Here is an 11,837-nt window from a genome sequence, read left to right on the forward strand (position 1 = left end):
GATGTCTCTTGTTTTGGTGACCGGTTCGGCCGGTTTGATCGGGTCGGAAACCTGCAAGCGTTTTCACGGTGAAGGATTTGAAGTGCTGGGCATGGACAATGACATGCGTTCCTACTTCTTTGGCCAGGGGGCCTCGACTTCGTCCACGCGCGAAAAGCTGGAAAAACAGCTCAAACACTACCGGCATCGCACCATTGACATCCGCGACCGTGAGGCCGTTGAAGCCCTCCTCAAGGAACTGGGCCGGGGTCTGGACTTGATTGTGCATACGGCGGCCCAGCCAAGCCATGATTGGGCGGCCAAGGAGCCGCACACCGACTTTGGCGTCAATGCCATCGGGACTCTTAATCTTCTCGAAGCGGCCCGCCGACATTGCCCCGAAGCCCCGTTTATTTTCACGAGCACGAACAAGGTGTATGGCGATACCCCGAACCGGTTGCCTCTTGTGGAAAAAGAAAAACGTTGGGAATTGGATGAGAGCCATCCTTACGGAGCACACGGGATTGACGAGAGCATGTCGATCGACCAGACCAAGCATTCCCTCTTTGGCGCGAGCAAGGTCGCGGCGGATGTTCTGGTCCAGGAATATGGCCGCTATTTTGGAATGAAAACCGTCTGTTTCCGGGGAGGTTGTCTGACTGGACCGGCGCATGCGGGAACGGAACTGCACGGGTTCCTGGCCTATCTCATGAAATGTACGGTTTCAGGAAAACCGTATCGTGTTTTTGGATATGGAGGAAAACAGGTGCGGGACAACATCCACAGCCACGACCTGGTGGAGGCGTTCTGGCGGTTTTTTAAAGCGCCCAAGAGCGGGGAGGTGTACAACATGGGCGGGAGCCGGCATTCGAATTGTTCCATGCTGGAGGCCATAGAACTCTGCCAGCAGATCAGCGGAAAAAAACTGGACTGGACCTATTTGGAAGACAACCGGATCGGGGATCATATCTGGTGGATCAGCGATGTGCGCAAATTCCAGTCCCACTATCCCGGGTGGCGCTACAAGTATGGACTGCGGCAGATTCTGGAGGAAATTCATGCTGCGTGCGTGGAGTAGAGGCACGGTGCGGAGAGCGTGGGGCATGGAGCAGTAACGAAATGAGTGCAAGATTCCGGTTTGAAACTTTGCAAATATGGCAGCTTGCTGCCGAGTTGAGTCTGCCTTTGTTCCAACTTGCGGATGGATTGGAGAAAAAAAAGTTGTATCGTTTTGCTGAACAATTACGAGGTGCCGTCCTCAGTGTTTCCAATAACATTGCCGAAGGCTCAGGTAGTACTTCAGAAAGGGAATTTCAGCAATTTCTGAACTTTTCACGTCGATCCGTGTTTGAAACAGCCAATGTGCTGCTCATATTGTCTTTGCAGGGATCTGTGAGCGAAGATGCGGCTCAGCGCTGGCTTCCTCGATTGGAAGAATTGTCGCGCAAAATCACGGCCTTTTCAAGGTCTCTTGGCCCCTAGCACCTTGCTCCAAGCTTTTTAAACAACCCATCACATGTTACCTGTAACCTGCCACTCTTCACCCTCCCGCATTCTGATCACGGGCATCTGCGGTTTCGTCGGCAGCACTCTGGCGATGGAGTTGCGGAAGGCCTGGCCGGAACTGAAGATCCATGGCATCGACAACCTCATTCGAAAGGGCAGCGCGGGGAATGTCGAACGCCTGCGGGCTGCGGGTTGTGAGGTGCGCGTGGGTGATGTCCGGAATCCGCAGGACCTGGAGAAAATGCCCGCAGTGGACTGGGTGCTTGACTGTGCCGCCAACCCCAGCGTGCTGGCCGGATTGGATGGAAAAAGCTCTTCGTTTGAGGTCATGGACCACAATCTGATCGGTACGATCCGGCTTCTGGAATACTGCAAAAGCCATCGGGCGGGCTTTTTGTTGCTGAGCACCAGCCGGGTTTATTCCATTGCTGCGCTCAGTGCCATTCCGGTGGAAGAACGGAACGGGGCGTTTGTTCCCCGGATGGAGGTTTCGAGTGGAAGGTTACAAGTGAAAGCAAGATGTCTGTCACCAGTCACATGTCACATGTCACATGTTACAGTCGAGGGTATCACGGAAGATTTCAGCACCGCTCCGCCTCTCTCGTTTTATGGAGTGTCCAAGCTTTGCTCGGAATCCCTGGCTTTGGAATATGGCGAAACCTTTGGATTTCCGGTCTGGATCAATCGTTGCGGTGTGCTGGCGGGTGCGGGCCAGTTTGGCCGGGCGGACCAGGGGATCTTTGCCTATTGGATCAACTCATGGCTGCGGAAAAGACCGCTTAAATACATCGGTTTCGGCGGGGAAGGCTTCCAAGTCCGGGACTGTCTGCACCCGAAGGATCTGGCGCCTCTGCTGATACGACAGATGCGGGAACCGGACAGGAAGGTGTGTCCGATCCAGCATCTGGCAGGCGGCAGTGCGAACAGCATGTCCTTGCGCCAACTGAGCGACTGGTGCGCAAAACGCTTCGGCCCTCATCAGGTGGCTTCGGATCCGAAACCGAGGCCGTTTGATCTGCCGTGGATGGTATTGGATTCCAGCCGTGCGGGGCGGCAATGGGGCTGGGAACCTCAAACAGCCATCCACGACATTCTTGAAGAAATTGCCCTGCACGCCGAAGCGCATCCGGATTGGTTGGAGGTGTCGGGGGCGTGAGGAGGAATGACGGGCGGCAGGGGCCGGGACTTCTTAAAACTTAAATTTGAGGCTTATAATGGAATCATCCGCAGCGCGTATGCTTGAAAGTCAAAGATAGGCAGGCTTGTCATTTCCAGCCCCGTTCCAAACCCTGCTTGACTTTAAATGATGTAAGTTTACGATGTAGCAATGAAACTTCGCACGCAGTTGCTGTTGCAGCCGGCCCATCATACGTTTTTGAAGCGCAAGGCCCTGGAACGCAATTCCTCGATTTCAGCCGCGTTGCGCGATTTGTTGGACGAAAAAATGTCTGAGTCCAAAGCTGTAACGGAGAATGATCCGGTGCTGAAACTCGTTGCAAAATATGCCAGTGGTTATTCGGACACGTCCCGCCGGTCCAAAGAAATTCTGTATGGGAACTCTTCCAGGTGAGGCAGTCCGTTTTTCTGGATTCCAGCGCAATTTACGCCCTTGCGGATGGAGATGATTCAGCTCATGGCAAAGTGGTGGAGTGCTACACAAAAAGCCGCTATGTCATCACCCATCAGGCGGTGCTCATGGAAGCATTTTCGCTCATTTCCAAACGCCTTCACCGGGTTGCTGCGGTTGAGTGGATCGGGGCACTGCGCCATTCGCCAAAAATTGAGGTGTTTACTCTCGATAAGGATTTGATCGATGGGAGTTGGGCGCGATGCGTCAAATATGCCGACAAGGAGTGGGACTGGATTGATTGCGCCAGTTTTGAGTTAATGGAACGGCGTGGAATCAAATCGGCCCTTGCCCTGGATCAACACTTCCGCCAGGCCGGGTTTCGTTTGATGATAACTTGAAAAGGAAATGAGCAACGAACAACAGGCGGAGCTGAGCCGGGAACGTGGCGCAGGGGTTGGAACAAATCCGGACCCAAAGCCTCTGCAAATGCTCAGTATTGTCATTCCGGCCCGGGATGAGGAAGGGTGCATTGAATCCACCGTCGAACATTTGCATCTGGAGCTAAAATTGAATGGGGTGCCGCATGAGATTGTGGTGGTGGACGACGGCAGTTCGGACCGGACCTGGGAGATTCTTATAAAGGCCGGGGACCGGATGCCGGAACTCAGGGCGGTGAAGAACGAGGGAAGACACGGTTTTGGTTGTGCGATCCAAAAGGGTTTGGATGTCATGACGGGTGATGCGGTTGTCATCATGATGGCGGATGAGTCGGACGATTGCCGGGATGTCGTCCGCTATTGGCAAAAACTCAACGAGGACTATGACTATGTGTTCGGCAGCCGCTTCATGAAAGGCGGGGCGTCATCGATTATCCGTGGGTCAAGTATATGCTCAACCGCATGGCCAACCAGTTTGTCCGCATCCTTTTTGCCATTCGTTTGAATGACACGACCAATGTGTTCAAGGCCTATCGGAAGTGGACAGGCAAGATTGAAGGATGAAGGAGGATAGACAGGGTTGTCATTTCCTGTAAATATCGTTGAGGAATGACCGCTTGAACCGCCAACATCCTCTTGTAGAACAAGAGAATGTTCATGGTTTTAGTGGCTGGCTCGGTCGGATGTCAGGAATGGTTGACAGACCCCTTTTCCTTTTCTCCGTTATCGCAGGTCAGGAAGGCGCTAAAGTTTGATTCGCAATCTTAATGATGAATTTATGACGCCGAATTACGATAATAACGAAACAAAGTACAAACCCATAGACTTGACCGCGGTTTGTATAGCCGTGGCAGTGTGGCTGGTTTTGTCGGGCTGGATTCTTTCATTGCTTTCACAGCTTAATGCTGTGGGATATTGGATTTCCGCCACCGTGCTTGGTTTGGTTGTAGTTTATTGGCACCGGTTGCATTTATGGCGAGTATCTGTTGTGGAACATTGGCGTATAAGGCGTTTTCGAAGGCTTTTACCAAGGCTCTGGCTGTTAATTGCCATTTTGATTTTTCTGGGGGGTATTTTATACGCACCCAGCAATTATGATGGGCTGACATACCGTATTCCTCGCGTCTTGAACTGGCTCTGGGAGGGGAAATGGCACTGGATCGATACGAGCAACACCCGTATGAATTTCCAGGGGGTAACATGGGAATGGCTTGCCGCGCCTTTTATTGCCGTATGGCACACGGATCGCCCGCTTTTTTTAATCAACTTTATTCCTTATTTGCTATTGCCTTCGATTATTTTTCGCACGTTGCGTCTGCTGGGAACGGGGCCGCGCAAGGCATGGCTGGCCATGTGGGTTTTCCCGGCGGCGTACGGTGTCGTTTTGCAGGCAGGCAGCATCGGAAACGACATGCTGGGCATGTCGTTTGTAATGGCGGCGATGCTTTATGCGTTGTGTTGGACCCGACATGGAAAATTTAAGGATTTGTTCTGGTCGTCATCGGCCATGGCTTTGGCCACCGGAATAAAAGCGACCAACCTGCCATTGTTGCTCCCCTGGGTTGTGATTATATGTTTCGGATGGAGGCATCTGGCAGCGATTCGTGCCAGGTTGTTTTTCTTATTTCCCACCTTGCTGGTTTCATTCTTGCCTACGGCTTTTTTAAACTGGCATTACTGTGGGGATTGTCTGGGGACGGTGTTGATGCCCAATGCCGTGCGCAGTGCAAAGAATCCATTGGTGGGCATTGTTGGAAACGGTATTTTGCTGATTCTGCAAAACATGATGCCTCCCGTGCTTCCGTACGGCGCCAAACTGGGCGCGATTATTCCATCAATCCTCCCTTTGCAGCTTTTCGAGCAATTAAGGACGAATTTTGAAATGCATTATGACCTTGGACTGGGTGAGATTCCGATTGAGGAAAATTCCGGTTTGGGATTGGGGTTGGTGTTGTTCATGGCGGTGGTTTTAATTTTCTTTTTCAGGCATTATAAGAAAATGGAATGGAAAGGCTGGCGCTGGCAAGGCATTTTACTCGCAGCGGGAGCCATAGCCTTGGGAACATACATGGCGAAATCGGGCATGACCGTCGCAGCCCGGCTGTGTTTGCCATATTACCCGGTGTTGGGCTTGGTTGTTTATGCAATTGTTTCCAGCGATTTGCCGTTTCGCGTCGTACGCCCGGCAATTATATTTGCCCAAGGATGCGCGCTTTTTGTGGTGGTTATGACGCCCGCCAGACCCCTTTGGCCGGCCCTTTCAACGCTGCGATTTCTAAGGCAGCAATTGCCTGAGAACAGGATGGTGGAAAGAATGTGGAAAGTTTATCAAGTTTATCGGTTGCGACCGCGAGTTTTTGAGCCGGTGCTGGCATCGGTTCCGGCCTCAGTGGAGAACCTGATCCTCGTCGGATATGGTGATGATGTGGACACTTCCCTTTGGCACCCCTTCGGAGCGCGCCGCGTTATCGATTGGAATTGGGACCTTTATGCTCGCGAAGCAGGCACAAAACAACTGAAAGCTTATGTATTGATGCCGGAGACGATCTTAAAATCCCGCGCCGGCGGCATGAAGAATTTTATAAATGATTATAAAGTCAAGTTGGTTGGGGAATATATGTTGGAATTAAAAGCTGCCCGGCCACCGGAGTTGTGGTATGTCTTCAAGTCATTCTACTAAAGATGAATTTACCAAAAAATCGCTTCTTGGGCATCACCCTTGATAAGGCTACAGTTGTAATGTTGCTTCTGTTGACCTTGGCTTGGGGGCTGGTTCGGATTTACCCGCTGAGCAGGGCTGTACCGTGGTCGTTCTGGGAAATTTGGGAAGCGGGCAAGCTGTTGGATTATGGATTTTGGAACCGCATGGGCGCATTGGTGGATTGGCACTATTCAACCGGCTTTTTGAATGAACCCTACCGGTTTAATTATGCAAATCATCCTTATCCGATCTTATGGTTCTGCACCGCCATTTATTACATGGCTGGCGGTTGGGGAGTTGTCGGCTTTATATTTTTGTTTAACCTGGCCAGTTGCCTGCTGGCCTTTCATGTAATACGCCGTTATGTGAGCTTGCCTGCGGCAACATCCGCATCACTTTTGATGGTTTTAGCGCCTTCAACTATTTTTTTCTCGATCAATTCAAATATTATTGCTCTAGGTTCGATGTTGTGGCCCTGGTGGATGGAGGCATGGCATCGGGCTCGTGACCGTTACGCCTTATGCGGGTCGGCTGTCGGCTTTTGGCTTTTGGGAGGAGTGGTGTTGGCAGCAGGACAGATCTCATGGCTGACGTATTCGATGGTTCCAGCTTTCATGGTCATTATCTTATTTCAGTCGCAAAACAGTTCAAAGGCCCCTCTTGAGAAGTCCGCATATTACGCGTTATGGGCGGTGGCGGCCGGATGCTTGCTCAGCGGCCTTATTTTTGTCGCACAAATTGCTTACTACACGCCGGACTGGTCTTTATTGCTGGGGTATGCGCAAGGCCAGGCGGGACTGGCTCTGAGCGAAGTGTCCCCAGCCCGTATGGTTGCTTCCATTATGATTAAAGTTGTGACTTTGGTTGGGCCGGCACTTTTGCTGGGCGTTCTACCGGCGCTTTGGCTGCAGGTGCGGTTCCGGATCCGTCTCCAAGACACGGCATGGATTTGGCTCTACCTGGGATGTTGGATTGTGATGGCATTGGTCCTGCTCCGCTTTTTTTACCGGGAAAGGTCCATGTATGGCTATTTGATTTTCCCTTTGGTATTTCTTTGGGCGCAAGTTTTGGAGCGAATTCGGGGTGATTTTTGGCGTTACGGCGTATTGCTCCTGGCTTTGCCCGGAATTTTTTACGTCCAATTGCAAAGTGCAATTCCAGTAGTTTCCAAAACCTCACTACTTTTGGGTGGTTTGGTGCGCCGGGTGGCGGACCCCAAAGATCTGGTCTTGAGCAATTTTCGAGATCAAATTTTTCCATTCGAAGGTTGGGATGTAGGAGGACGTATTTACGCCGCGATGGCGGCAGACCGGCTTTTTTTTACAGAAATACAGACATCGGATGATGTATCACGGATAACCGCAAGGTTTGGAGCGCATATGCCACATATGATTTATATCTTTGATCCCGAACAGCCCATTGATGAAAAGCTGTACAAAAAAATACAACTTTCCGGCCAATCCGAACATGTGACCTTGGAAGTGGGCCGGGAATCCGGAGGTTTCGCCGGACAGCTTAGAACTTTTTACTGGCGCCTGTTGAATCGAAAAACGCCGGACGCAGTAACGGGTGCATTCGAAGAAGCTCGAAAACTGGACATCCAACTTTACAGCTTGCGTCAAGAAAACCAACCCTAACTTTGAATCATATGAGAGAACAAACAACCGGGAATATTGAAGTCTCAGTGATCATGCCTTGCCTCAACGAGGCGGAAACGTTGGAACGTTGTATTTTAAAGGCTCGGAAGGGAATTGATTCGGCCAAAGTGACGGGAGAAATTATAATTGCTGATAACGGCAGCACGGATGGTTCGCAGGAAATTGCGGTTCGATTGGGTGTCCGTGTAGTTCAGGTTGAAAAAAAAGGTTACGGCAATGCGTTGCGCAGAGGCATCGAAGCTGCCTGTGGACAATTTGTGATCATGGGAGATTCGGATGATAGTTATGACTTTTCCGCTATTGCCCCGTTTGTGGAAAAATTGAAAGGTGGTGATGATCTGGTCATGGGATGCCGCCTGCCATGGGGCGGTGGGACAATTATGCCACGGGCAATGCCTTGGAAACACCGTTGGATTGGCAATCCGGTATTGTCATTTATTGGACGGTTGTTTTTTCGGTGTCCCGTGACGGATTTTCACTGCGGTCTGCGGGCTTTTCGAAAAACAGCGTATGAGGAGATGGATTTACAGACCACCGGCATGGAATTCGCCTCGGAAATGGTCATCAAAGCCACACTCAGGAATTTAAGGATTAGTGAAGTGCCCATCACTCTTTACAGGGATGGACGCTCCCGTCCTCCGCACCTGCGCAGTTGGCGGGACGGATGGCGGCATTTGCGGTTTATGATGCTCTATAGCCCGCGCTGGCTTTTTTTGATTCCTGGCTTGGCGCTGATGCTTGTGGGTTTGGCGCTGGGCGCCTGGCTTTTGCCGGGCGTTGGGATATTCATGGGATTGAATTTGGACGTGCATACGCTGCTTTATGCCGCGGCGGCCATTCTCGTGGGATTCCAATCCGTTGTTTTCGCGGTTTTCACAAAAATTTTCGCCATTAGCGAGCGGCTTTTACCCGAAGATCCCCGCCTGGACCGGATGTTCCGGCATATAAATTTGGAAAGAGGTTTGTTGACGGGAGTTGTGGTTTCTTTATGTGGCATTGGCCTGTCAATTTCAGCGGTGTTCCGCTGGCATGCGGTTGATTACGGAAGTTTGCAGCCTTCGGAAATTCTGCGTATTGTCATTCCGGCTGTTACCTTGATTGTCTTGGGCAGCCAAATTATTTTCGCCAGTTTCTTTTTAAGCATTTTGGGGTTACGCAGGACATGAACGAACGAAATCCAAAGCCCGCATATTTTGACGAATATGCCATTCGTTACGACGAAGCCTTGCAGGAAGCCCTGGCTGCCACTGGAGAGAATAAGATTTTTTATGCCCGTGGCCGGATTTCATGGATGGCCTCGCGTCTTAAACACCGCGGGCATACCACAAACTCCATATTGGACTTTGGTTGCGGCATCGGCAGCGCTGCCCCGGTGTTGGCCGGCTGTTTTCCAGGCGCTGGAATTACAGGGGTGGATGTTTCCGCAGCTTCAATCGAAAAGGCCCGCCAACAGCATCCTCCTCCTTGCCGTTTTTTAACATTGGACCAACTGGAGAAAGAGGCCCAATTTGATTTGGCTTACTGCAACGGGGTTTTTCATCACATTGCGCCTGCAGAGCGGTTGGAGGTTGCCAAGACAGTTTGGAAGGCTTTAAAGCCGGGGGCCTATTTTGCCTTCTTTGAAAATAATGCGTGGAATCCGGGCACACGCTATTTAATGTGGCGTTGTTCTTTTGATCGCGATGCCGTACCATTGAGTATCATGGAAGCGGGAAGGCTTTTGAAGGATTCCGGATTTGTATTTGAGGCCCATGCCTTCTTATTTTTATTTCCCAGAGTACTCTCCTTTTTGCGATGGAGCGAAACTCTGCTGGAGGTTTTGCCCCTGGGCGGACAATATGTCCTTTTAACACGGAAGCCCTTGAAATGAAGGCCGAAGCTTCCTGGCGGATCAACCGGGGTTAACCGAACTTATGTTCAACGATTCCGGTCAAGTGGAGTATTTGTTGAGTCGCTTGACCATTTTCAGCGTGGTCGCAGTGTTTTGTATATTGGGCATCATCTTTGGAATTTCGATAGGTGATCAAAATATCCTGACACCCTATTTATTTTTTGTTTTATTTTTTGGCGTTTCGTTGTTGCTTAGGATGGGAGAAGGCGCCTGGATACTTTTGGTGCTGGGCTTCAGCACCCAGCTTCCGGCCATACCCTTGGCTGGCCGTACTTTTGAAATCCCGGAATTATCCACGATGAGCCTTTTCGCTATTTTTTGCGCCCGGATGGCATTCAGAGTACAGAAGTTTTATCCCTTTCGCGCGGCTTACACGGGTGTTGTTTTATACACGCTATGGGCCTTTTTTATCTATTATTTGCATCCAATCGGGCTGTTCGCTATGGGCTCTTCCATGGCAGGCGCCCGTTTTTACTTCAAGATTTTAATATCTTTTTTTGCATTTTTGGTTTTGGCCAACCAAAAAATATCCAACAAACAGGCGAAATGGGCGGTAATTGCCACCATAGCAGGCGTTTTTCTGACTGCCGGCTGGCAAATCTGGGAGTATTTCAATACAGGGACCAGTTCGACCCTCCAAATCGGCGAAGATGAATCCTACTACACCTGGCAGCAAATTCTGGCGCAGCCGCCGCTCTATGTGATACTTTGGCTGGTTTGCCACTATCGGATGTCCGAGATTTTCAGTCTTGGGCGGTTTTATTTGATGTTTATCATGGCCGCCTGTGATTTGACCGCCTTCGACAGCGGCAAGAGGGCCGGTGTGGTGGTGGTGCTTCTGGTGCCGATCATGGTTGCTTTCATCCGCCGCGAATGGCTGTATGTCGTTGCCATGATCGTTTTTTTGGGAGGTGGTATTGTATTTATGGTGCTGGGCAATGGCAGCTTGTTTGATTTGCCGTTGCGCATGCAACGCGTATTGGTCAATCTTCCCGGACAATGGGACCGTCGTGTACAAAGCGTGACTGCCGGTGTATCCATCGACGAATTCAGGGAAGGAATTCGCACGGTGGCCTATCGACGGATCAAGGAAAATCCCTGGATTGGCCCTGGGTTCCAGATTAATGTTGTGGAAATGGCGACATTTTATTCCCGACAAAATCTTTCCAAGGAAGATCTTTATGAGGGTATGGCTGCGGGAGGCAACTGGCATAACACCTGGCTGGGCATGGCTGCCGATTTCGGCATTCCGGCTGCGATTTTTTGGGGTCTCTTTTGGGCGCAATGCGTCTATGTTGGGTTTCGGGCCTGGAGCTTGGCAGAGGACAAAAGTTGGAGAAAGACCCTGGCTTTGATGATCACACTGTACCAGATTACGCAAATCCTCCGATCCTGGACCAGCGGCCATTCCTCTTACAGTCCTTTCGATATGTGGTGGAGCTATGGGCTTTTGCTTGGGATCTATTATACGATCTTGGATGAAAAGAAGGAGCTTTTGGAGGCACCCGGTTCCAGGGAGCGGGCCGATAATAAATCGTTGCCTGCGACGGTGTCTTAAGTCATGTGGGGAAAGAGTAAACGCGAGTGACGGGGGGGGCGGAGGATGGAGGTCGAAAAAATGAGAATTAATTCTGCAAGGGAATTGGAGGTTTATAAAAAAGCGTATTCGCTGGCGATGGATATTTTTTACGCCAGCGAAAAGTTTCCTGTCGAAGAACGCCATGCGCTTAATGATCAAATTTGTCGCGCTTCACGGTCTGTTTGTCAGAATTTACGAGAGGCATGGTCGAAAAGGCGTTGCCAATCCCATTTTGTCAGTAAATTAACGGACTGCGACGGTGAGAATTCCGAGGTCGATACCTGTCTCGATTTTGCTTTAGATTGCGGATATCGTACACCTGAAGCTTATGCCGAAATGCGGGTTAAAAACCGGGACGTTGGTAGAATGCTTGGGTCGATGATCAACAACCCTCAGCCCTTTGTTCTGACATCCGATCTCTGATCTTTTTATATGACCTCTATCATGATCACGCTTCTCCATCGGCGCCTTGGCTTCCAGACTCCGCAACCCGTAACCCGTAACCCGTAACCCGTA

12 protein-coding genes are annotated in these 11,837 nt (G+C 50.7%); all 12 read left to right on the top strand.

Annotated elements, in window-relative coordinates:
- Position 1 precedes the first annotated feature (1 nt).
- The 12 genes from PHD76_01795 (at position 2) to PHD76_01850 (ending at position 11,744) form a co-directional block, all read left to right on the top strand.
- Positions 2 to 1,057 (top strand): NAD-dependent epimerase/dehydratase family protein, encoded by a 1,056-nt coding sequence (locus tag PHD76_01795; protein ID MDD5260558.1) that lies wholly within the window; start codon positions 2 to 4, stop codon positions 1,055 to 1,057.
- Between the two features lie 41 nt (positions 1,058 to 1,098).
- Positions 1,099 to 1,461, top strand: coding sequence for a four helix bundle protein (locus PHD76_01800; protein ID MDD5260559.1), 363 nt, complete (start codon positions 1,099 to 1,101; stop codon positions 1,459 to 1,461).
- Between the two features lie 34 nt (positions 1,462 to 1,495).
- Entirely contained in the window at positions 1,496 to 2,641 is a 1,146-nt protein-coding gene (locus tag PHD76_01805; GenBank protein ID MDD5260560.1) for an NAD-dependent epimerase/dehydratase family protein, read from the top strand.
- A 171-nt stretch (positions 2,642 to 2,812) separates the two neighbouring features.
- The gene (locus PHD76_01810) at positions 2,813 to 3,055 is read left to right on the top strand and encodes a hypothetical protein (GenBank protein MDD5260561.1); all 243 of its coding nucleotides are present in this window, start codon (positions 2,813 to 2,815) and stop codon (positions 3,053 to 3,055) included.
- Entirely contained in the window at positions 3,052 to 3,453 is a 402-nt protein-coding gene (locus tag PHD76_01815) for a PIN domain-containing protein (GenBank protein MDD5260562.1), read from the top strand. The genes PHD76_01810 and PHD76_01815 overlap by 4 nt, the downstream gene beginning before the upstream one ends.
- Positions 3,454 to 3,460: 7 nt before the next feature.
- Positions 3,461 to 3,997 (top strand): glycosyltransferase family 2 protein, encoded by a 537-nt coding sequence (locus tag PHD76_01820; protein ID MDD5260563.1) that lies wholly within the window; start codon positions 3,461 to 3,463, stop codon positions 3,995 to 3,997.
- Positions 3,998 to 4,243: 246 nt separating this feature from the next.
- Positions 4,244 to 6,172: a hypothetical protein gene (locus tag PHD76_01825; protein ID MDD5260564.1), complete on the top strand. Its 1,929-nt coding sequence runs from the start codon at positions 4,244 to 4,246 to the stop codon at positions 6,170 to 6,172.
- A gap of 2 nt (positions 6,173 to 6,174) precedes the next feature.
- Complete coding sequence (locus PHD76_01830; protein MDD5260565.1) at positions 6,175 to 7,830, top strand: hypothetical protein; 1,656 nt, start codon at positions 6,175 to 6,177, stop codon at positions 7,828 to 7,830.
- Positions 7,831 to 7,841: 11 nt separating this feature from the next.
- A complete protein-coding gene (locus tag PHD76_01835) occupies positions 7,842 to 9,017 on the top strand; it encodes a glycosyltransferase family 2 protein (protein MDD5260566.1) in 1,176 nt (391 codons plus the stop codon).
- Entirely contained in the window at positions 9,014 to 9,721 is a 708-nt protein-coding gene (locus PHD76_01840) for a class I SAM-dependent methyltransferase (protein MDD5260567.1), read from the top strand. Before PHD76_01835 ends, PHD76_01840 begins: the two co-directional genes overlap by 4 nt.
- A 43-nt stretch (positions 9,722 to 9,764) precedes the next feature.
- Positions 9,765 to 11,300 (top strand): O-antigen ligase family protein, encoded by a 1,536-nt coding sequence (locus tag PHD76_01845; protein MDD5260568.1) that lies wholly within the window; start codon positions 9,765 to 9,767, stop codon positions 11,298 to 11,300.
- A 60-nt stretch (positions 11,301 to 11,360) separates the two neighbouring features.
- On the top strand, positions 11,361 to 11,744 hold the full coding sequence (locus tag PHD76_01850; GenBank protein MDD5260569.1) for a four helix bundle protein: 384 nt from the start codon (positions 11,361 to 11,363) through the stop codon (positions 11,742 to 11,744).
- Positions 11,745 to 11,837: the final 93 nt, after the last annotated feature.

It is taken from the genome of Candidatus Methylacidiphilales bacterium (genome assembly GCA_028713655.1).
In the GTDB taxonomy this organism is placed as follows: Bacteria; Verrucomicrobiota; Verrucomicrobiia; order Methylacidiphilales; family JAAUTS01; genus JAQTNW01.